At 57.1% G+C, this 21,020-nt stretch carries 25 protein-coding genes and 1 tRNA gene; 19 read left to right on the forward strand and 7 right to left on the reverse strand.

The features are described from left to right. Nucleotides 1-57: 57 nt before the first annotated feature. Nucleotides 58-342: a type II toxin-antitoxin system HicB family antitoxin gene (locus ACYQ26_RS20335; protein WP_459810698.1), complete on the reverse strand. Its 285-nt coding sequence runs from the start codon at nucleotides 340-342 to the stop codon at nucleotides 58-60. Between the two features lie 337 nt (nucleotides 343-679). Between ACYQ26_RS20335 and ACYQ26_RS20340 the strand changes: the two genes are divergently transcribed. Further along, nucleotides 680-2,077, forward strand: coding sequence for a signal recognition particle protein Srp54 (locus tag ACYQ26_RS20340; RefSeq protein ID WP_459810699.1), 1,398 nt, complete (start codon nucleotides 680-682; stop codon nucleotides 2,075-2,077). A 170-nt stretch (nucleotides 2,078-2,247) separates the two neighbouring features. Further along, on the forward strand, nucleotides 2,248-3,231 hold the full coding sequence (locus tag ACYQ26_RS20345) for a hypothetical protein (protein WP_459810700.1): 984 nt from the start codon (nucleotides 2,248-2,250) through the stop codon (nucleotides 3,229-3,231). Between the two features lie 135 nt (nucleotides 3,232-3,366). Here ACYQ26_RS20345 and ACYQ26_RS20350 read toward each other — a convergent pair whose 3' ends face one another. After that, complete coding sequence (locus tag ACYQ26_RS20350) at nucleotides 3,367-3,780, reverse strand: RNA-binding domain-containing protein (RefSeq protein ID WP_459810701.1); 414 nt, start codon at nucleotides 3,778-3,780, stop codon at nucleotides 3,367-3,369. Further along, complete coding sequence (locus ACYQ26_RS20355; RefSeq protein WP_459810702.1) at nucleotides 3,777-4,406, reverse strand: AAA family ATPase; 630 nt, start codon at nucleotides 4,404-4,406, stop codon at nucleotides 3,777-3,779. Before ACYQ26_RS20355 ends, ACYQ26_RS20350 begins: the two co-directional genes overlap by 4 nt. 172 nt (nucleotides 4,407-4,578) lie before the next feature. Here ACYQ26_RS20355 and ACYQ26_RS20360 point away from each other — a divergent pair. From ACYQ26_RS20360 to ACYQ26_RS20390, 7 genes are all read left to right on the forward strand, one after another. Then, nucleotides 4,579-4,683, forward strand: a tRNA-Arg gene (locus ACYQ26_RS20360). A gap of 189 nt (nucleotides 4,684-4,872) precedes the next feature. Further along, nucleotides 4,873-5,091: a DUF7563 family protein gene (locus tag ACYQ26_RS20365; RefSeq protein WP_459810772.1), complete on the forward strand. Its 219-nt coding sequence runs from the start codon at nucleotides 4,873-4,875 to the stop codon at nucleotides 5,089-5,091. Next, nucleotides 5,088-5,540, forward strand: a complete 453-nt coding sequence (locus tag ACYQ26_RS20370; RefSeq protein ID WP_459810704.1) for a PD-(D/E)XK family putative nuclease — start codon at nucleotides 5,088-5,090, stop codon at nucleotides 5,538-5,540. Before ACYQ26_RS20365 ends, ACYQ26_RS20370 begins: the two co-directional genes overlap by 4 nt. Continuing rightward, complete coding sequence (locus tag ACYQ26_RS20375; protein WP_459810705.1) at nucleotides 5,537-6,064, forward strand: DUF488 family protein, N3 subclade; 528 nt, start codon at nucleotides 5,537-5,539, stop codon at nucleotides 6,062-6,064. Before ACYQ26_RS20370 ends, ACYQ26_RS20375 begins: the two co-directional genes overlap by 4 nt. A gap of 2 nt (nucleotides 6,065-6,066) precedes the next feature. Then, complete coding sequence (locus ACYQ26_RS20380) at nucleotides 6,067-6,264, forward strand: hypothetical protein (RefSeq protein WP_459810706.1); 198 nt, start codon at nucleotides 6,067-6,069, stop codon at nucleotides 6,262-6,264. Continuing rightward, nucleotides 6,261-7,880 carry a DUF7845 domain-containing protein gene (locus ACYQ26_RS20385; RefSeq protein ID WP_459810707.1) on the forward strand — a complete coding sequence of 540 codons (1,620 nt, stop codon included), beginning with the start codon at nucleotides 6,261-6,263 and terminating at the stop codon, nucleotides 7,878-7,880. The genes ACYQ26_RS20380 and ACYQ26_RS20385 overlap by 4 nt, the downstream gene beginning before the upstream one ends. A gap of 358 nt (nucleotides 7,881-8,238) precedes the next feature. Then, nucleotides 8,239-9,582, forward strand: a complete 1,344-nt coding sequence (locus ACYQ26_RS20390) for a hypothetical protein (RefSeq protein ID WP_459810708.1) — start codon at nucleotides 8,239-8,241, stop codon at nucleotides 9,580-9,582. 246 nt (nucleotides 9,583-9,828) lie between these two features. On the opposite strand, the gene ACYQ26_RS20395 is transcribed toward ACYQ26_RS20390, so the two are convergent. Then, complete coding sequence (locus tag ACYQ26_RS20395) at nucleotides 9,829-10,143, reverse strand: DUF7563 family protein (RefSeq protein ID WP_459810709.1); 315 nt, start codon at nucleotides 10,141-10,143, stop codon at nucleotides 9,829-9,831. Between the two features lie 109 nt (nucleotides 10,144-10,252). Here ACYQ26_RS20395 and ACYQ26_RS20400 point away from each other — a divergent pair, with 109 nt between their 5' ends. The 3 genes from ACYQ26_RS20400 to ACYQ26_RS20410 all read left to right on the forward strand — a co-directional run bounded on the left by ACYQ26_RS20400 (nucleotide 10,253) and on the right by ACYQ26_RS20410 (nucleotide 12,155). After that, nucleotides 10,253-10,447, forward strand: coding sequence for an AbrB/MazE/SpoVT family DNA-binding domain-containing protein (locus tag ACYQ26_RS20400; protein ID WP_459810710.1), 195 nt, complete (start codon nucleotides 10,253-10,255; stop codon nucleotides 10,445-10,447). 2 nt (nucleotides 10,448-10,449) lie between these two features. Next, nucleotides 10,450-10,845 (forward strand): hypothetical protein, encoded by a 396-nt coding sequence (locus ACYQ26_RS20405; RefSeq protein WP_459810711.1) that lies wholly within the window; start codon nucleotides 10,450-10,452, stop codon nucleotides 10,843-10,845. A 296-nt stretch (nucleotides 10,846-11,141) separates the two neighbouring features. Continuing rightward, entirely contained in the window at nucleotides 11,142-12,155 is a 1,014-nt protein-coding gene (locus ACYQ26_RS20410; RefSeq protein ID WP_459810712.1) for a restriction endonuclease, read from the forward strand. 244 nt (nucleotides 12,156-12,399) lie between these two features. Here the strand turns inward: ACYQ26_RS20410 and ACYQ26_RS20415 are convergent, their stop codons facing one another. Then, nucleotides 12,400-13,128 carry a hypothetical protein gene (locus tag ACYQ26_RS20415; RefSeq protein ID WP_459810713.1) on the reverse strand — a complete coding sequence of 243 codons (729 nt, stop codon included), beginning with the start codon at nucleotides 13,126-13,128 and terminating at the stop codon, nucleotides 12,400-12,402. Nucleotide 13,129: 1 nt separating this feature from the next. Further along, nucleotides 13,130-13,414 carry a hypothetical protein gene (locus ACYQ26_RS20420; protein ID WP_459810714.1) on the reverse strand — a complete coding sequence of 95 codons (285 nt, stop codon included), beginning with the start codon at nucleotides 13,412-13,414 and terminating at the stop codon, nucleotides 13,130-13,132. Nucleotides 13,415-13,907: 493 nt separating this feature from the next. Here ACYQ26_RS20420 and ACYQ26_RS20425 point away from each other — a divergent pair, with 493 nt between their 5' ends. The 3 genes from ACYQ26_RS20425 (at nucleotide 13,908) to ACYQ26_RS20435 (ending at nucleotide 16,514) form a co-directional block, all read left to right on the forward strand. Then, entirely contained in the window at nucleotides 13,908-14,120 is a 213-nt protein-coding gene (locus tag ACYQ26_RS20425) for a hypothetical protein (protein WP_120244082.1), read from the forward strand. Between the two features lie 250 nt (nucleotides 14,121-14,370). Then, nucleotides 14,371-14,631 (forward strand): DUF7386 family protein, encoded by a 261-nt coding sequence (locus tag ACYQ26_RS20430; protein WP_459810715.1) that lies wholly within the window; start codon nucleotides 14,371-14,373, stop codon nucleotides 14,629-14,631. 68 nt (nucleotides 14,632-14,699) lie between these two features. Beyond that, complete coding sequence (locus ACYQ26_RS20435; protein WP_459810716.1) at nucleotides 14,700-16,514, forward strand: hypothetical protein; 1,815 nt, start codon at nucleotides 14,700-14,702, stop codon at nucleotides 16,512-16,514. Between the two features lie 381 nt (nucleotides 16,515-16,895). Here the strand turns inward: ACYQ26_RS20435 and ACYQ26_RS20440 are convergent, their stop codons facing one another. Continuing rightward, nucleotides 16,896-17,207: a winged helix-turn-helix domain-containing protein gene (locus tag ACYQ26_RS20440; RefSeq protein ID WP_459810717.1), complete on the reverse strand. Its 312-nt coding sequence runs from the start codon at nucleotides 17,205-17,207 to the stop codon at nucleotides 16,896-16,898. Nucleotides 17,208-17,516: 309 nt separating this feature from the next. On the opposite strand from ACYQ26_RS20440, the gene ACYQ26_RS20445 reads away from it, so the two are divergent. The 4 genes from ACYQ26_RS20445 to ACYQ26_RS20460 all read left to right on the forward strand — a co-directional run bounded on the left by ACYQ26_RS20445 (nucleotide 17,517) and on the right by ACYQ26_RS20460 (nucleotide 20,836). After that, nucleotides 17,517-17,924 (forward strand): helix-turn-helix transcriptional regulator, encoded by a 408-nt coding sequence (locus ACYQ26_RS20445; protein WP_459810718.1) that lies wholly within the window; start codon nucleotides 17,517-17,519, stop codon nucleotides 17,922-17,924. Then, nucleotides 17,917-18,408: a hypothetical protein gene (locus ACYQ26_RS20450; protein ID WP_459810719.1), complete on the forward strand. Its 492-nt coding sequence runs from the start codon at nucleotides 17,917-17,919 to the stop codon at nucleotides 18,406-18,408. The genes ACYQ26_RS20445 and ACYQ26_RS20450 overlap by 8 nt, the downstream gene beginning before the upstream one ends. Further along, nucleotides 18,405-19,457: a tyrosine-type recombinase/integrase gene (locus ACYQ26_RS20455; protein WP_459810720.1), complete on the forward strand. Its 1,053-nt coding sequence runs from the start codon at nucleotides 18,405-18,407 to the stop codon at nucleotides 19,455-19,457. The genes ACYQ26_RS20450 and ACYQ26_RS20455 overlap by 4 nt, the downstream gene beginning before the upstream one ends. Nucleotides 19,458-19,663: 206 nt before the next feature. Next, nucleotides 19,664-20,836 carry an ISH3 family transposase gene (locus ACYQ26_RS20460; protein ID WP_459806279.1) on the forward strand — a complete coding sequence of 391 codons (1,173 nt, stop codon included), beginning with the start codon at nucleotides 19,664-19,666 and terminating at the stop codon, nucleotides 20,834-20,836. Nucleotides 20,837-21,020: the final 184 nt, after the last annotated feature.

Here is a 21,020-nt window from a genome sequence, read left to right on the forward strand (position 1 = left end):
CACCGCCGTCGTCGACGCGCGACGTCGCCAGCGACGCCCGGCACTTCACCGCGGCGGCTAGAGCCAGTTGTCGCCGGTCGTATCTTCCTGTGCGTCCCGATAGGAAGCGACCGCCTCTGCGAGGTGTTCGACGGCCGCCCGTTCGCTCTGTCCCTGGCTCGAGACGCCGGTGATCTCGTCCTCGGCGATGTGGAGCCCGTTCTCGTCGACCCAGGTCGTCACGTCGGCGTCCGCGAGGGCGTCGTACTCGTCGGGATCGACCGATTCGGCCCCGTCTTTCGCGTCGCCGCGGCCGCTGACTTCGCTGTCGGTGTCGGCGTCGACCTCGTCTTCGTCCGTCATACCCGTCACTTCTCGCCGCGCGGGTGAAATACGCATCGCCAGCGGTCGCCGTCGGCGGGTTCCGTTTCGATCGGCCGTTCGAGACGTTCGACCCGGACGAGTCGCTCGAGGCGCCCCCTCGAGAAGGCGCTCGAACCGCTCAAGCGTCCGTGGCGTCCTCTCGAGCGTTCGTCTATCGAACGCGTGAGACGGTCGACGAACTGATCCCCGCGTTGCTCCGCGACTCGACCGAGACGGAACGCGCGTTGTTCCGCGAGCGCGATTTCGCACGCGAACGGACAGTCACGGATCGGGCGTAGAAAAAACCTTTAACGCCGTCGTCCCGTAGAACGAGCAAATGGTACTCGACGATCTCGGGAGTTCTCTGCGGGGCACCCTCGACAAACTCCGCGGGAAGTCACGAATCAGCGAGGAGGACGTCGAGGAGATCGTCAAGGAGATCCAGCGCTCGCTGATCTCCGCCGACGTCGACATCTCGCTCGTGCAGGAGCTCTCGGACAACATCAAGGAACGCGCTCTGGAGGAGGAGCCGCCCGCCGGCACGCCGGCGCGGGACTTCGTCCTCCGCATCGTCTACGAGGAACTGGTCGATCTCATCGGGGACTCCACGGAACTCCCGCTGGAGGAACAGACCATCCTGCTGGCGGGCCTGCAGGGGTCCGGTAAGACCACCTCCGCCGCGAAGATGGCCTGGTGGTTCTCGACGAAGGGCCTGCGCCCGGCGGTCATCCAGACCGACACCTTCCGCCCCGGCGCCTACGAGCAGGCCGAGGAGATGACCGAGCGCGCGGAGGTCGACTTCTACGGCGACCCCGACGCCGACGACCCTGTCGAAATCGCCCGGAAGGGGCTCGAGGAGACCAGCGAAGCCGACGTCCACATCGTGGACACCGCGGGTCGCCACGCGCTCGAGGACGACCTGATCGACGAGATCGAGCAGATCGAGGGCGTCGTCGAACCCGACACCTCCCTGCTCGTGTTAGACGCCGCGATCGGGCAGGGCGCGAAGGACCAGGCCCAGCAGTTCGACGAGTCGATCGGCATCGACGGCGTGGTCATCACCAAGCTCGACGGTACCGCGAAGGGTGGCGGCGCGCTGACGGCGGTCGACCAGACGGACTCCTCGATCGCCTTCCTCGGGACCGGCGAGGAGGTCCAGGACATCGAGCGGTTCGAGCCCGACGGCTTCATCTCGCGGCTGCTCGGGATGGGCGACCTCTCCCAGCTGGCCGAGCGCGTCGAGCGCGCAATGGAGCAGACCGAGACGGAGGAGGACGACTGGGAGCCCGAGGACATGCTGCAGGGGCAGTTCACCCTGAAGGACATGCAAAAGCAGATGGAGGCGATGAACAACATGGGGCCGCTCGACCAGGTGATGGACATGATCCCCGGCTTCGGCGGCGGGCTCAAGGATCAACTGCCCGACGACGCGATGGACGTCACCCAGGAGCGGATGCGGACGTTCTCGGTCATCATGGACTCGATGACCGAGGCCGAAAAGGAGTACCCGAAGGCCATCGGCGCGAGCCAGATCGAGCGCATCGCCAAGGGGTCCGGAACGAGCGAGGAACAGGTCCGGGAGCTGCTCCAGCAGTACAAGATGATGGAGAAGACGATCAAGCAGTTCCAGGGCATGGGCTCCGAGCAGGAGATGCAGCGCATGATGAAGCAGATGCAACAGCAGGGCGGCGGCGGTGGCGGCGGTGGCATGGGCGGCATGGGTCCGTTCGGATAAGGCACCGATTCGGCCGTTCACTGACTCTCCGTCTTTTCTCTCTCGTTGCGCCGTTTCCTCGCGTTCTGCTCCGATTCGGTCTCGAGCCGCCACGTCTCCCCCCGAACGATCAAACCCGGTGACAGTCCGGTCGTCATATTAAAGAACGGTTAGGCCTAGCCTCGAGTATCATGACGAGGAACCGGCGACAGTATCTGGCCTGCGGCGCCGCGCTGGGCACGGCCGCGCTCGCAGGGTGTCTCGACGCCCTCGGCGGCGGCGAGGGTTCTGACGTCGAGGTCAAGGACCGTACCGGCCCCCGCGCCCTCGACCGGGCCGTCGGACAGTTGAACCGGGCCGCGCTCGCGCTGAACGTCGACGAGGACGCGCTCGAGAATCCCGAGAGCGTCGACTTCGACCCCTCCGAGCCGCGCGGCCACATCGAGCAGGCCCGCGAGTACCTCGAGACCGCCGAGTCGGAACTGGACGGCCGCGAGGACGATTTCGAGGCGCTGCGGACCTACGCGGGCGTCCTCGAGACGCTGACCGACGTCACCGCGACGGTCGCCGACGACGCGCTCGCCGAGGACGTCGAACAGGTCAATAGCGCCCTCGAGAGCGACGACAGCGCGGAGCTCGACGAGGCGGTGACGACCGTCGAGGACCGGCGGGCGACCCTCGAGTCGGCCCAGTCCGAGTTCGACGCCGCCACGTCGGAACTGCTCTCGCTCGACGCTGAGCGCCTCGAGGAGCTGGCCGTGATCGACCGCGCGGAGCTCGAGGCCGGCGCGTCGACGCTCGGCGACGTCCTCGACTCGCAGGTCACGCTGGCGACGGGATACGAGACGCTGCTGGGCGGTTACGAATACCTCGAGCAGGGGCGGACCGACGCCGACGACGGAAACCACGAGGACGCCGAGATGGCGTTTACCGCGGCGAAACAGGAGTTCGCGACCGCAGCCGAGACGCTCTCGAGCGGCAAGGACGAGGCCCCCGAGGGGCTGGTCGATTACTTCGCCACGGCGCTGTGCCAGAGCGGCCACCTCGAGTCCGCAGCGGGGAGCTTCGCCGACGCGGCGGCCGCGGCGGCCGAGCGGGACGTCGTCGCCGCGCGCCAGCACCGCGAGAAGGCCGAAGCGGCGCTCGAGGACGCACGCGCCTGCGCGGCTAAGTAGTAGGTAGTAGGGTCGCAAGAACTGCAGCGCAGCACAGTACAGCCGAACCACGGACGCGACGATCGGATACTCGAGCCGTCGCCGCGTTCGGTCGCCGTTCGTCGGCCCGGCGTAGAACGGCAGCGAGGCGGTCGCTCAGCCCGTGACCGGTTCGCCGTCTTCCGTCGGCGGTGCGATCTGATCGATGTACTCCTCGACGGTGGGCTCCTCGACGCGGACGCGGACGTTGATCTCGCCGAGCTCGTCCGGTTCGCCGACCGAGAAGTTGACCCGGTCCATGAAGGCGGCCTGCTTCTTGAGCGCGAAGGAGAAGGTGTCGCCCTCGCGGTTCGCGAAGAACTCCCCGCGGGCGGTGTCGAGGATTTCCTGTCGATGGAGGAGGTCCGAGAAGTGGTCCATCGAGTGGGCCTCGGCCCGAATCTCGCCGAACTCCTCCTCGAGGTCGGCGTTGGGAAAGATGTTGGCGACGGCGTCGGCGACGCGGCTCGTGACTTCGGTGTCGTAGACCGGTGCCGTGATCTCGACGTCGACGCGGTAGATGTCGGTCATGGGTCGGCCTCCGCTTCCGCTTCGGTTCGTTCGACCGTTTCGGTTCCGTCGTTGCTTTCGTCCGCACTCTCGAGCGCCGCGGCTCCCTCGCGGATGATCGTCCGCATCCGCTCGTGGAACGCCTCGAGCGAGTCGGTGTTCTCGACGACGATGTCCGCTCGGGCCATCGCGTCGTCCATCCCGAAGCCTCGTTCGCGCTCGTCGCGGGCGGCCAGCGGCTCGCCGCCCTCGTCCTCGCCGGCGTCGCGGCCGCGGGCGTCGATCCGCTCGGCGCGGACCTCGAAGGGGGCCTCGATGCTGACGAGCGTGAAATGGTCGCCGAAGCGCTCCTCAAAGACGTCGACCTCGGTGTCCGATCGGATGCCGTCCACGAGGACGGTGTCGTGGTCCTCGAGGCGGTCCTCGATCATCGGGAGCGAGCGCTCGGCGATGGCCGCTGGCCCGTTCTCGTCGCGCAGAGCCTGCGCGACCTTCCCGTGGTCTTTCGTCGGGTCGAGTCCGCGGTCGGCGGTCTCCTGGCGGACGACGTCGCCCATCGTCACCACCGGGATCCCGTCCTCGCGGGCGACGGTGGCGGCCTCACCCTTGCCGCTGCCGGGCAGTCCCACCGTTCCGATGACGTGCATCGAGTCCGAATAGTAGCGTTGCCCGCTTAAGGACTGTGTCTCTGATCGGCGCTCGCGGTGTCGGTCTCGGTTTTGTCTTTACTCCCGGCTTCGTTCTCGATCGAGTCGTATCCTTTCCTCGGAGCGATCAATCCATACCGCTTATACCGGTTGATCGTTGAATTGGACTCGAGGGCACGTAGCTCAGTCTGGATAAGAGCGTCGGACTTCTATCCTCGTCGCGGCAGCGATGGGGGAAGACATCCGACGGTCGTGGGTTCAAATCCCATCGTGCCCGTCCGAAAACTGTCGTTTTAGGATTCCTACGCAGGAGTCCTTCTAAGAACTGCTACCGTACAGATTCGGCGGATTCTCGCTTCGATATCCAACCTGAGAATCTGGTGTTCGTTCAGCAGTTGAACACCCCCCTTCGACTGCTTGCGGTTTTCATTGTCGGGTTAGCGGGGTGGTCGGCGTGACGACTGTCATGCGGACGTCGACCAGTCGGTCGACGTGCCTCCACTGCGGTTCGTTCGTCACCGATCGATTTCGTCGAGTCTACGGTGATGATGCTGACCGGGCTCACCGCTGTTCCGAGTGCGATTCATACCCACGATTAAGCCGTGGGTCGGCCGCCGGGAAAGCGGTCGAGATACCAGATCCAGAGACCTCACCGGGTCGTCACGGGGGTGACCCGGACCGATGACGGTCGCCGAGAATCGCGAGCGCGGCCACTACGTCGAAAACGCCGCCTGCGACCGCTGGCCCCTCGAGCGGGTCGCCGACGACCGTGCCGAGTGGCACGATCTCGAGTTCGTCCAGGATGTCGTTGGTGACCGTGCCGGCGTAATCGCAACCGCGGGCGAGGTCGCTGAAGCGAAGTCGTGTTACGAGACCTACGACGACCGCGCGGGTCGCTGGTGGGTTCGGCGAGAGAATCACGAGCGACTAGTCGATGTCGACGGCTGGTACGTCTTGGTTGTCCTCGAGCGCGAGTCCGACGAGATACTGCGGATCGCATTGACGCGTGCCGCGACGATTGACCGGATTATCGCCGGGAACTGGTGGGACTGCGGGAACGGTGGGCGCAGCGCCGAGCAGTACCGTCAGATTGCGTGGACCGCTGTCTTTGACGACCTACGGGGGCCACAATGACGGTTCATACGACGTACTTCGGCGGAATCTCTCAGTTCGATCCATCTGAGGGGGACGATGTCTTCGGTGTGGTCCGATACCCGAAGGACTTCGTTGAGCGGGTCACCGATCGGAACATCCCGGCCGTCGCACCGCCGGGGGACCTGCTGAACGCCTACAAGACCGTCGAGAACGCCGCCGAGGAAGACGATGAACCCAACCCTGCAGCAATCGCTTGGAATTCCGTCGACTACGAACGCCGGTATCTCGAGTACCTCGAGCGGGACGGTCCCCAGGCGGTGATCGACGAGCTGGCCGATTGCGCACGCGAGCGCGATATCTGGTTGGTGTGCTGGGAGAGGGATGCTCGTTGGTGTCACCGAAGACTGCTCGCAAACATAGTTGTCGACCGGCTCGAGGATACCGAAGTAGTCCATCACCCGGATCCATCGACGATTTCGATCGATACCGGTAACGACGAACCCGGCGATAGAACCGATGAGGCGGCCACATTGCGGGACTTTGCGGAGGCTGGAGGGGACTGACGATGGACCTAACAGCCTTTGGCCTCGAGCCGCAGGACTCGGCAGCGGACGACGATGACGAGTCCAACGATGTCAACAACGAGCAGGTCTGGAGCAAGTGCGTCGACTGCGAGTACGCCGGCTATGAGGTGCGAGTTCGTCGCGAGAGCGGCGTGCTGCTCTGTCCATCGTGTTTCGCCGACCGGGAGGGGCTACGATGACGCAAGTCGAAACGACACCTCACGAAAGCGAGGGACGCTGGAAGTGGCCCGACTGGGGCCGCGGTCCGTACGACGCCCTCTCATCGGTGATGCTCGGGCCGCCGTTCGAAGGCTATCTGGAATTGGATGTCGAAATCGACGGCGAACCGTGGCACCTCGAGGTGAGCTACAGCAAGTCGGGATTCGCACCACGGCTATCGGATGGAATCAACGCCGAACGGCTGTACGAGTGGGACATCCGCGGACGCGGGCGCGGCGAGCGAAAGGCATCGTTCAATATCTCACCGCGGTTCCCGAACATGCGCCACTGGGAGACCGGCGATCCAGTGAATCTCCCGTGGGAGAATCAGGTCGGCGAGGTCGACGGTGTCGACGTGGAATTTCACGTCAGTAACATCGAACCCGGCCACGGTCTCGAGTTGCTGCCGGAGTTCTTCGCGGCGATCTTCGAGCACGCAGGCGAGCGCGTGCATCCAGAGTACTTTCGCGCGGACCCGCACTCGGCCAGCCGCATGTGGGCGTACGAGCGATACATTCGTATCCGTCGGCAGTGGGCTGAAAAGCTCGCATCGGCCGGTGTCCTGCAGAAAGTAGTTCATTTCCTCTCGGACCTCGAGGGCGTGAAGGCAGAACTGCATCTCGACAACGAGGAAGTGATCAACCACCAGAACCGGCTGATACTCAATCCGACATCGGCCGCGAAGCTACTGCCAGGTCACACCTACGGCCGGAAGTTCGAGATCTACCAGCTGGCCGATCCAGACGCGGTGTCGAAAGATCACCCGTCGTACCATCCGAAGGTGGAGGTGCTGGTCAACAAGTCGATGAACGACGGCGAGGCATGGGCATGGGCCGATCGTCACGAGGTGACTGAGCAGATAGAAGAGACGCTGCTGAACGCGCTCCATTGGGAAGATATCCCGCTCGCACCCGACGGCAACGACGTGTACGTGCCGGACGATCACTTCGACGCAGCGGCGCGTGACGAGTCCGTGGAACTCTACGAGGACCCGACGCCGCGCCTTAAGGCGAAGACGGACCACCTGTTGATGACCACGCTGCGGGACATGGGCGAGACCGCGCGCGAAGTGACCGAGACGGTCGCGACCGATGGCGGTGGTACCGTCGACGGCCTGGCCGACGAACTCGGCAAGCACCCCGCGACGATCTATCGGGCGATCGAAGATCTCGGTGACATCCTCGAGATCGACCAGGGCGAGATTTCGTTCCGGGCGCGGAAGTACCAGGAGGAGTTGCGCGCACTCGTTGAGTCCGCCGAGTACGCCATCGAGAGCTTTGCCGATCGGATTCAGCACGTAATGGGCCTGGCCGATCACATCGCCGAGTCGTCACCGTTCCAGCGGTGGTTGGCCGAGAATGGTGCCGAGATCGAATTCGACGAGCATGGGAACCCGAAGCGACTCCGAATCGATGCGATTCTGTCGCTGCTGAAGCACGATAGCTTCGAGAACGCTCGTGCGGTCGCACAGGAAGCGATCGACGCCTGGCGGCACTCAGGGAACGATGTAGTTCCATTCAGCAAGGTGTCGATGGTCTGGCGGACACCTGAAGGCGGCCGCGACAGCCACCGCGTGGGTTCGCTCGCCGACTGGTAGAACCGTCCTCGTGAGTGGCAACACTCTCCTGATACCTGTTTTCAGCAACTTTGGTTGTATAATAGCGGCTGTTAGTCAATTCTGATTGTAGTTTTGTCCTCGAGGACGGGATCGCCGGCACGATCGTGCCGGCTCGCCTGCGGGTCGGTTTCGCGCTGCGCGCGAAACGCCCCTTGGCGGGTGTCGCCAAGGCGACTGCGCCAAAAAATTACAGCGCTAGCCCCCTCGTTCGCGCGATCTCCAGTTGAAGCACACGAAATAGGGGTGACATTACCTAGAGCGCAAGCCTGTAGACTCGGACCGGCTAAACCCCATCAAAATTAAATGATCGGAATCCGTCTACGGTAATATCCCTTATATGGAGCGAGAGGATATTACATTTTCAGCACGTGAAAGTTGCTCAGATAAGCTTATTACTACTATTGAGGAGATCGTTAAGCAAATTGAAACGGATGGTGTTTCTACAGACCCAAATGATGCTTCAGCCTATTGGTTACTTGATCGGTTAACGGAATCCGGAGATATAGTTGAGCAATTCATATCCAATTGGGAGACGCATGACTTATCTGAAAATCCTAATGGAGGGAATCACCGACTCTATTACCTGTCTGAACTTTACGACAAGTATGGTGAGAAACCCATCAGTGAGAAGGTTCGTGAAGTCGGTCTATTAGAAAAATTCCGCGAAGAACAATTGCGTACAGGAAGACTGCGAGTAGATGGGGAATCACACCACGGGTTAGCTTTTCGAGGACTCATTGCTGTTGCCCCAGATGCGGATATTACACGCGATGCAATATCTAATATTGTACGCCGTTATGAGTCAGATCACTCGTCAATTGACGATCGAATTATGGCTGAGTCAGCGTTGGGATTGCTTGAACATGACTACAGAACATATAGCTCAATAGTTGACGCCGTAACTGAGCGAGTTGCTTCGAAGGTTAGAGAAAATATTAAAGAAGACGGTGGGGAAAAGTACCTAATGTCTACGGATATCCTTTTATTAGCTAAGAATCCGACTCATACAAACCCAGATATACAAACTGCAGCTTCACTCCTATTCTCTCACTGGATGGAAAGTGATCATACGCATTTTGAACCTGCAACAGGATCTGAAGTCGGAATTGCTCTATTAGCAGCTGGCCATGGCCCATCACAAACCGCATACCATGCAGATTGGCAGACAAAACTTCGTGAGCAGCGTCACAAACGCCATCTACCGAAATTCTTGAGTACTCAACCAGCGACAGCTGTGAAAAACCGACAAACGACAATTAAGCAACAAATACAAAGGATGATTGAAGATACAACAGAATCTCTCTATATCTCTACCCGCGGAATCGGTATGTTTCATCACGATATATTAGATCTTTTAGATGAATACCCAGAACTTGATTTTCGAGTGTTGACTAACCGGCAAAGGGCCGGCGGAGATCGCAAGAGGTTCAAACGAGCTGCGATGGATGAATTAGCTGAACGAACAGGAACAGGCGTTAAACAGAGCGAACTGTTACATACACGTATGATGATTTCTGATGAAAAACGACTCCTTGTATCAAATGCAGATATAATCCGGGATCAGCTTCATGATTCCTTCAATGCTGGGTTGTATACTGAAGATCCAGAATCAGTTAAAAAAGCTGTAACCATGTTCAATAACGCATGGGAGAGCGCTGAGTATATGGATCCATCTAAATAGGGCCGATATTTGTGAAATCGCTTCTATCCCCCTGGGGGTGCATGTTGACAGAATCCGTTTCCCGAATATGCACACAAGTCAAGCAGCGCCGTGTGCATATCGTTTGTCAACTGGCCGAGGGGAATCCATGATCTGCCCGAAAGTGTGATAGAATCGACCGTCTCTGGACGGTCTAACTATTATGAATGAGACGAACAGCGGAAGCCTATAGGATCGTGTGTACGAGTATTCGAAATAGATAGGATTCTACTCGTAAGCGAGCTGCTCGAAGGCGCAGTCGCCGTGGATTGTCGGTGAGGTACTGCCGTCTTGAAGGGACTGATGTTGATCATTCTGGAGATCGTCGAGCGTCACCCGGGCCGTGCAGGTGTCAGCGTCAGTTGGTTTCGCTGACGACGTAGGTGTTTTAGACGCGTGTTCGCTGGTAGCGGCACCACGATAGATCGCTTTCCATGTTTCACAGTCGGGACAGGCGAAGGCCTTCCCGTCCTGACCGAAAACACGGACGAAATCGCTACTGATGACAGCGTTGCAGTGCTGGCAGTGGTGGTTTCGAGCCATACCCGGCGCGGTTCGGCGAATGGATAAAAAGACTCGGCGCGAGTGACGGTCGTTCGTATGGTGTCGCAATGGGATACTGATTTAGGTGGGATTGGGTGTGACGGCCGATATGCCACCGGAACGCTCAGTACTGATCGGCCGGCGGACAGTGATCGAAACGGGCAACTCGCAAGGCGTGACGATTCCACAGGAGATCTTAGCGGACATGGACCTCAAGGTCGGCCACGAGGTGACACTGGTGTACGACCGAGAGAACGAACGCGTAGCCGTCGAACGCGCGCCGGAGTCGGGCGGGGTGTTCTGAGCATGGAAGCCGTCGCGGTCTATCTCGGTACGCGGACACTCCGCGAATTGGATAACACCTACTCGGCATCAGTTCCCGCTCACATCGTTACCGAAACCGACCTTGAGCGGGGGCAGTCGGTGTTCGCTCATTTCGATCGACGAGAGCAAGCAATCGTCTACCGAACGACCGAGCAGAATCCGGTCAACGGTTCTGGGCCAGACGGCGCAGTGTTCTTGGGATCGTACCAGCTCTGGGAACTTGATGGGGACAACCTCGGGCTTACGGTCCCACGGGAGATCGTCGTCCACACTGACGTCCAGATTGGCGACGACCTCGGCGTCCATTGGGATCCGGCCGACCGTTCCCTCTGCTATCACCTCGAGCCTGATCCGAATCCGTTCTCACGCTCTGGTTGAATCCTCAAGGTGATAGGTTTCTACGGTGCTGCTGAATACAGCGAGCGAGTCTTGCACAGAGTTACTTCTGGAGTACGGGATAGTATGTCTCATAGTAGGTACTCGCGGATCAGTCCCTCTACAACTGAGCTGTGCGGAATGGCTACGACTTTTCACGTGAAGCGTTGCAGAACGAGTGCGTTCGAGGTATGTAGTGTATGGCTTGCGACTTGGTGGATGCAGTGCTGACCTGGATTGACACGGAATAGCCAAACAATAATTAATAGGACTGCGACAGGTTCGGTAAGGATCAACACGTGAAACGGAAAGCATTAAAAGATGGCGTCAGCCGGGAGGACCTAACCGACAATCAAGAGCAGATCGTTGACGAAGCGATCGAGCATCCAAACCTGACGCACACCGAACTCGCGGATCGGATAGATCTTTCTACGAGTTACGTGTCGGACGTTCACCAGGATTACCTTGAGGAGGAATTCATCGCCGATGCCGTCACGTCGGATGACCTCGACGAGGATATCTATGAAATTATCGTTGCCGGGATGCGGTCGATGGAAGAAGTCGATCGGGTGGAGCGACAGTACGACATCGATCTGAACCGGGGCGATGCGAAGGAAGCCGATGTCGTCGCATGGGTGTCGCAGGGCAGCTACGAGTTCATGGTGATGATCGAGTGCAAGTTCCATGGGACTGCTGTCGAACAAGATGTCCCTGCTGCGATGGCATGGTACCAAGAAAATTCCAATGTCAACCAGACGTTGATTATCTCTAGCAGCGGGTTCCAGTCAGGAGCAAAATCTATTGCTCGCGACACCGGGATTGAGCTCTACCAGTTCGATGAACTCCGGCGCGAGGACCTGCAGGGTCGGATGATGCAGTTCAACTTCAATATCACCGCGAATCCCCAGCAGACAGAAATCGTGGATCTCGGGTTGGAACCGATTAAGGGCAGTCCACACGAAGGTGACGTATCCGAATATGTGAATCGGAATCCAGCACTCTTTGACGAAGAGCGCCGACCGATCGGGAAGGATGTCTTCGACCGGGCGTGGGAAGCATCATTGGACAAGTCGCCTGGGGTCTACACCGTGGAAATTGACGACCGGCTCATGCTGCTGGACGATCAGTTCTACTGCCTGAATGCAATCCAGTACGAAGTCCGTGAACTGGATTCGGCAGAGATTGAATACGAGCTTGATGCCTACGAGGAATACGATCTCTATATGAAGAACGTGCTCATGGAGGAAGAGGAGCAGGTGGAGCTCGTATCGATTGAGGAAGCGATCCAGGCGTTCGAGGAAAACGTCCGGTAAACTCCGAACGAGCCTTTAGAATAGGGCTCCGGTTGCGAGAATCAAGTCTGACCCGTTCGAGTAACGGCAGAAAGTCCCTCCGCATAGTAGGTATGATCTCTTCAGTGCTTCTGAAATTGGGGAGAGACATTGCTGAACCTACGCTCTATATTCAGCAGCTGACACCTATCAATTGTTAAGGTAATCAACAGACCCACTCTCATAGAAGGAAGATACCAACAGGTTGTTCGAAGCCGCGACAGACTCACTCAGTGAACGAAAGCGGCACAATTCCCTCGAACTGACAGTTCCGGTTCGGACAAGCGAGTTCGACACCCTCGAGTGCGGAGACGTTGGTACCGAGGAGAACACCGCCAGCGATGCCGCGGTCACAGTCGGGACAGGTAATTCTCGAGACGTTGACCGGCTGGTAGCGTCGGGCACAGTCCATACAGGGGCGACAGGATGAACGGACAGTGTAGTGCTGGGCAAACCGATAGTCGGCGTCTTCGGCAGTGTTCGGCGAGCCATGACAGGCAGGGTGTGCCTCCCCACGGCCAGCTGCACGTGGGTCCGGCAGGTGGAACACTTTCGAACTCGAGTGAACGACCGTCCAGGTCGGTTCCATGTCGAGCACGCGGACGGACTCGACAGGATAGGTTTCGTTCTCTTCGTACCAGTTGGGCGTTCTGAGTACGTGTAAACGGCAGTGATAGCGGTCGGGATAGGTCACCAGCACCAGCGCAAAGACGGCGTTGGGCTCATCGGACCGTCCGCGAGTGGTAAGACGAATCGCTCGCTTGGACTCTCGATCGTCGTCCTGATCGTCGAACTTGCGGTCGACGATATCGGTCACCTCCCACGTTCGACTGTCCCCGTTGACGATCAGCAGGTCATTCTCATCGATACCAGTAACCGTGTCGGCCAGTTCGGGATGACACTCGTATATGTCCGGTCGCTCGAGGTCAGACCGGCCAGATTCACTTTGTGCCACGTTAGGCGTCACCTCCAATCGCGTCGGGGTCCATCTCCCACAGACGGCGTGCAAGCCCGTTCGCGGGCGGCCGCTCGAGTTCAAGCCCATTGCGTTCGGCGGCTCGATAGATCGTCTTCCGACGGACCTCGTGGGCTGTCGCGAGGTCCTGAACGCTGAAGTTAGCGTCCAGTGCGCGCTCGAGGTACTCGCGGTGTCGGTGGCCATTGACCGGGAACGCATCCAACTCGAGTTCGTCGATAATCCGGGCTCGAAGGGCTGTCACGTCTGTTTGGCACTCTGCCATGACCGCGCGTTTTCGGCCGGGGATTAGAAGCGTCGAGAATCTTGGTAGATTCTTCTGAGGTTGCGAGCGACCGCGCGTGTGGGCGACCGTCTTCGACGGTCGCAACGCGCGTCACACGGGGGGGACCCCACCGTGCCTATCCGATACGTGCGCGCGCGAAAAATCGCTCAGACGAATTCAACTCGAGCTGGCGGTGAGTAGTTTCGACCGTTTTCGGCCAGGGTGTGATCGACGGAACCGAGATCGTAGAACGGTTCGAATTCGCGACTGGTAAATTCAAAATCGCACCTGATCTTCGACGATCTGGATTTTTGCCGACCGGTACAGGCGCGCGCGTATATATTCTAATGGAGCCACCCCCCGGGGTCAGTTGGCCTATTTAAAGCGTCTCAACTGGTCACATGTCGATTCGAGAGGAAAGAATTAGAAGCTACACAGACAATCGCACGACCCTATACATTTATTAGGTAGCGGAGAACCGCTACGGGCGATCATGAGTGGAATTGACGGCTTCTATGCCGACAGTCGGAAAGTCACGCAAGGAGACGGCACGCTACTCGTCGTGGTTCCGGCACCGATCGTCGATGAGTTCGACCTGGAGGCTGGAGATGACCTCCCGTTCATGCTCGAGGAAGGCGGGGAGAAAGCGACGATCTTGAATCCGAACCGCGACGACAGTACCGAGGTCTCGATCTCACTTCCATGAGGTTGCTGCAGCACCCTGGAACCGGGTTCCAGAAGCCGACCCCACGGGGTTGCTCGCGAATATATACAGAGACCTCAATCTATGCACCTTCCCGTGTCCAATGGGTTCGTCCGGTGCATAGAATCAGCGGTGCTCGAGACGGTCCCGCGTCAGCTGCACCGTCGCACCGACCCCCATTCTTAAAGAACAGGCCGGTCGCTCACCCGCGACCGACGCGAATCAACCCCTCGTGCATACACCCGCTTAAACCATGACCAAGCGCACCAGCCTGAAACTCACCGACGAACGACAACGGAAACTCGACAAGGCCACCTCGATCGTTGCCGAAGACGAGTACGACGATCCACCGATGAGTGTAGTGATCGACGCCGCACTCACGCACCTTGTGGAGTCGAAGCAGAATATCGACGACGCCCGTGGCGACATCGATCCAAGGACGATTCAAACCGTCGCGAACACCTCTGTGATTGGATTGAAGTATCGGACCTCAGTCGAGAGCAAGTATCGGTAATTTCGACCTTTGAGAATATTCGGACGGACCCTATAACTGGTATTAGATATATGGCAATTCATCGCTAGATGCAATACATGGACGAAAATATAGTTCCAGATGATTTAACCTCAAATGTTGACTATGTGACTGGATCAGAAGAGATGAGAAATGACATTAGGCAGATGCTTTCTTCTTTGACTGATGAGGAAAGAGATCCAGATGAGCAGATCGATCTACTCGAGGAATTCATTTCTAATTCTGACCCAGAGTGTATATTGGAGAAAATAGCCCATTCAATGGTCTTAGGTGGGTATATCAGTGGTTTACCAGTCCCTGATGACAAGGTCGGTCTTCCACCAAGACTCGCGGAATACGTTGTTGGCAAAGTAGTTGCGCATGACGAGTATGGTGATCAGAAGCCAGGTTACTTAGAAATATCAAAACGTGCGTATGGTGTCAGCCAAGCATATACTACCGGTTTTCTTCCTGACATCGATCCTCACGAAATGTCGGATGCGGAGCTTGAGGAGCTTGAATTACAACAGTCTCTACGAACGAGGGAAATCACTTCAGGAAAATTTATGTTTGATCTGCAAATTGAGAACGCAGCTCAGCGGGCATACAAACCCCACGATGAGTATCTCAAAGAACTAAATGGATTCACAATTGATCAAGCCATAGATTATCTGAATCATACTCTGGCAGTTATCAATAATGCGTTGACAGAAGCATTTGAGAAGTCAAATTTCGTCCCTGAAGAGTTAGTTGACCACGAAGATTCGATGGATAAAATGATGAAAGAGTATGAGGAGGAAGGGACGATTAAAAAATTCACAGAAAGGGAAGAGGTTAAAGAAAACGCTGAGAAGCTAGAAGGTGCATTTGCGGAATTAGGTAATTATCGTAAATGTGTGTGGATACCGGAAGAAATACTAATCGAAAGCCTCCCAGAAAGGTACTCCACCAAATGTTTCCAAAACTTTCTCGACCGAATGAGCTATGAACTGTATTCTGAATCCTATGACTTCAGACACATAGACGACTTTAATCCGCTATATAAAAATCCGATAATAACTAACGGTGACGAATATATCATCCCACAAGCGGCGGCATCAAGACGAAGTCTGTTAGAGACTTTCTTCTATGATTTAATTAGTCACCCAACGTATGGATCTCCGTCAGGAGAAGGGGGAGGGGAATTTGGAGATAAGTGGGGCGAATATATTGAGAAATGGACATATGACTCGCTTGTAAGTGCTTTTGGTGAAGACCATGTCTATCTAAACCCATATTATAAGACGGAAGACGGAACGTGGGAAGAGGCAGCCGATGTGATTGTGATCTACCAGGAGTACTTGCTCGTGTTTGAATGCAAATCGAAAAAGCTTGTTCTTGAAAGTCGCGGTGGGAATGTTGAGTCTGCAAAAGAAGATTTGGAATCTGGTATCGGAAAGGCAAATGAGCAAGCAACTTCAATTATACGTGAACTAGCTGACCAAGATACGTTGAAGTTGAAAGTTGATGAAGACTATTTTGAAATAAATAACAATGATATAAAGAGATCAGTTCCCTGTGTAATCATTGGTGAACAATATGACGATATCGCTACCAACCACTATTATAACGTCTTAGATTTAGAGAGAGACCCATTTGTAGTGTCTGTATATGATTTGGAAATAATATGTGAGTTATTGCAAGGATTTATTTTCATATCGTATATCACCCAGAGAATAAAAGTGACGAGGAATGGAGATTACAAAGCAATGGATGAAATTGATTTGTTGGGCCTATTTTTAGATAATGAAAAGAAACTTCCTGATTTACCTGAGAAAACGTATATCCAGCTTCTGGACTATTCATCAGAGATTGCGAGTCGTCTTAATTATAAGTTCGGTCCGTAGGAATGCCAAAGGTGAAAGTCGTCCGAAAGTCGTCAGAATCGAGTGTTATGATGTAGCTGTGCTGAAATACGTCTTGAGACTCCCGTAGATCTTATCCCTGAAGCGTCTGCGTCGACGGTCGTGGCCGGTTCTCGACATCAAGATCGCCGTCAAGATATTCACTACCTTCAGACGTTATCTCGTACATCCTGCTATCTTCGAAGACTGGTGCGACGAGACCGACTTGTGAAAGCAGTTTGCACCGCTCGTGGATACGTTCTCGAGAGGCATTGAGTCGCATTATTTGAGACATGAGACGGGGAGAGGACCACCCCTCGTCATCGAGATGCTCGAGTATCCGTTCGTCGAGCGTACACATCCACCGAGCAGGCTTTCGGTCTGTCACGGCTCTGTTGTCTCACTTGCAGTTGGTCCATTTGTCGACCCGTTTTCATTGAGATAGACCTCGTTTTCGGCGTCGTATTCCTCGTCGAGATACGCTTTTCCAGTATCTGTAATATCATAAACGCCGTTCCCAATTGGAAGTAGTAGTCCATGCTCAGCAAGCTTCTGGCATCGTCGAGACACTGAGGATTGGCTAATTCGTATCCCTTCCCGGCTAGTTAGTTCACCTACTGGTTTTGGCCCCTCTTTACGGATAATCTCGAGAATTCGATCGTCCCAGATCGTCATCCAAGTTCCCGACTGTCTCATTAGTACCCACTATGGAATCCAGACACCTATTTCCGATTGTCTATCCATATTATTATTCTACACCCTCACTTGAGCCACCGTTGCATTTATGCATATTGGATTCGAAGACGGATCTACGGAGCTATCAACACGGCTGAAGATGACTCTTGTTGGCACGTGAAGCCGGGACGGCGCTGCAACGCCGTCCCAGAAGGTAGCTCCGTGGATCAGAGCATGAACTACGGAACTTCCGTGGGGCGTGGGCCCCACGCACGCCAAGAGGCATCACCAGCAAATAGGTCTGACGCTCGCTGTAGCTGCGGTGCTCAAGTGGATGGCTACGATGCTCGTCGGGGCGAACCTGTTTGCGCCAATTGCGCACGCATTCGCACCGACGGTGGGACCGCGTGGGCCGACCTCACCGGCTTCCAGCGCGACATCCTGGAAGCAATTGCTCACCTCGAGCGAGTCGGTGACGATCCCTACGGACTCGCCATCAAGGAACATCTTGAGTCCCAGTACGGCGACGTACACCACGGCCGCCTGTACCCGAATCTCGACGACCTCGTTGCCGACGGGCTTCTCGAGAAAGACGAACTCGACGCCCGGACGAACAGCTACACGCTGACGACCGAGGCCGAAGCGATGCTTGAGGCGAGTATCCATCGGCGGGCCGACGCTTGTGGGCTTCAGGTCGCTGCAACCGATGGCGGGACAACCGGTGATGACGATGCGTGACGACGGTCACGTGACCGGCCTGTGTCCGACCGTCAACGGCTACGTGCTCGCCGCTCGAGACGGCGACGATGAACCGACGTGTCTCATCTGTGGCGAAGCGGTCGAACCCGTCTTCCCCGGTGCCAACGGGGGTAACAACACGAACGGTCTCGAGGGAGACGAGACGAACCGCAAGCCCGCCATTCAGCCCGAGCACGACGCTGAACTCCGGAAGCCGTATGCCGTCTACGGGAACGGAGCCGTCGAACAGGCGATCGACAGTATTACCGACGAACGTATTCTTCGGCTCCATTTCGACGGCGACGAGACGCCGTTCTACGCCGATCATCGCCGAACCGATGACGGACTCCGATACGCCCGCGAAGGGTACCCTCGGTCCGACGCTTCACCTGCAGAGATTGGCTACGGGATGGCGAAGGCCGTCTTCTACGAGTTCGTCCCGCTCGAGGAGAGTCTGTTCGCCAATGACGGGGGTAAAGCATGAGCGACGGCCTCGAGCCAATTTCGCCTCACGAGGCGGTTGAGATGTACCACGACGCTATGCGTGATGAGCACGCTAAGTCGACGCGCCGGAGTGCGAAACACCGGCTCCGTGCGTTCGTTCAGTTCTGTGATGAGGAGGGAATCGAAGATCTGAACGAACTAACCGGACGGAACCTGTACAAATATCGAACATGGCGGCGTGAAGGGAAAGGCGACGGATATGAGCCGGTGAAGTTGGTCACCCTCAAGGGCCAACTCGCGACACTTCGACGGTTCCTCCGGTTCGCGGCCAACATCGACGCCGTGCCACCATCGCTGTACGAGCAGGTCACGCTGCCGACGATGAAACACGGCGAAGACGTGTCAGAAACGACGCTAAAACCAGAACGAGCAATTGAAATCCTCGATTATCTCGAGAATGCAAAGCCGGGTTCTCGAGAACATATCGTCGTGATGTTGCTCTGGCGAACTGGTGCGCGGACGGGGGCAATCCGTGGTCTCGATCTTCGCGACCTCGATCTTGACGGATCACACCCACGCGTCTCCGGACCTGCGATTAAGTTCGTTCATCGGCCGGATACTGGGACGCCGTTGAAGAATCAGGAACAGGGTACCCGATGGAACCGGATTAGCGAAAAGGCGGCCCGCTACATCGAGGATTATATCGAGTACCACCGAACGGATGTGACGGACGAGCACGGCCGAGAGCCGTTAATTACGACCCGGTACGGACGTCCTGCAGGAAACACGTTCCGGAAGACCCTGTACCGTGTCACGCGGCCCTGTTGGCGAGGTGAACCATGTCCGCACGACCGTGACCTGGACGAGTGTGAAGCAACGGATATCGATCATGCAAGCAAGTGCCCCTCGTCACGGTCACCACACGACCTCCGTAGCGGTCGCGTGACCTTCTACCGTCGCGAGGATGTGCCGCGCCGGATCGTCAAAGACCGTCTCAATGCGAGCGAGGATATCCTTGATCGGCACTACGACCGCCGTTCTGACCGAGAACAGGCCGAACAGCGTAGCGACTACCTCCCCGATCTATGAAAGATATGAACGCGAAAATTCAAGTGCGAAATTCCGAAATAGCTCACCCCCATCGTGCCCGTTATCTGCGACCAACGTGATTAGACGGCGGCGAGCGGAAGCGAGCCGACAGCGTAGTTCAAATCCCATCGTCGGTACTTCCCGACTGGTGTGAGAGCTGGAGCTAAAGCGTTGGTCTCATGAGGAAGATGTCTGGTTGAGTGAATGTGTTCAGTATCCCTCAGCCAGACGGTGTTCTTTCGGATTCGGACGTGAAAGATTTAGCGGAAGACGTCATCTGCCAGCTCCCCTTGCCAGGGATCGAGGGCTCGCCCCTCGATCCCGGCGATATCTGGGCTGTTGTCATTCTTGCAGCAGTCAATCAGACGTCCATCTGGGAGACGTGCAAGGACAACGACAACGCTGTCTGTGACGATACTGTCATGGACTGGCTACATACGCTCAACCGGGAGTGGCTTGAGCGGGTTGCTAACCGCCTTCTCAGAGAGTTAGCGATGACGATCCTCGACCCTGATCGGTCGAGGATCGTCTCCATTGACTTCGTCGATAACCCCTACCACGGAACGTACGCCGATGAAGAAGGTGAACTCTGTCGCATGCACGCGAAAGACGGAACAACGACGTGCCACCGGTACTGCACGGCGTATCTCGTCTCGAACGGAAAGCCAGTGACGTTGGCGATGACGTACGTCCGTAGTGATGAGAAAGAGGCCGACGCGGTCGAGCGCGTCCTCGACCGCGTCGAGGCCTATCCCTTCGAGATAGAGCTTCTGTTGGCTGATCGCGGCTTCTACAACGAACGTATTCTGCGCCGCTCACGGGAGGTTGCTGCGACTGTCGTTCCCGTCCAAAAGAAGGGCAAGCGCATGAGGAAGAAGCTGGATACGCACTGCTCGTACATGACAACCTATCGGATGTACAAAGGCCGCGAGCGGGAACTGGAATTCCCGCTCGCGGTCGCTGTGTCATATCACGCCGGAGATCGCGGGAAAAGTGGCGAGGTCGTGCGAGGCTATGTGGCGTGCGATCTGGCCGATCGCACGCCGAAACAAGTCGAACGGCTCTATCGGAAACGGTCAGCGATCGAAACGAGCTACCGTGTATTTCGCCAAGCACGAGTGGTAACGACGACACAAGACCCAATCATCCGCTTCGCGTTCGTCCTGGTTGGATTCCTGTTGGAGAACCTCTGGCTTGTGCTTCGATGGGCGGTCGTCGCCCGCCCCCAGCGGGGCGGGCGCGACCTGCCCGAGGAATTCACGTTCAAGACGTTCTCTGACTGGATCAGACATGCATTAGAGGAAGAGCTAGAGCGGAGTTGGGAGATCGAGATGAACGGAACAGGTGTGCCAGAAGCATACGCGCCGGCCGCGGGCTGAGGTCAGCCCGCGGCCTTGGGCAAGCTCCGGGTGAGCAACAGCATTCGCCTAGAACAGCGTATCTCAGCCTTCTTACTTCACTTCTCCTCATGCGTGGATTCTACTTCCTGTTCACTCAGTTACCACACCGGCATTCACTCCGTTCGTCCATGACTCAGCACAGTTCACGAAGCGACGTTCGGGA

The sequence above is a fragment of the Halopiger thermotolerans genome, assembly GCF_054654555.1.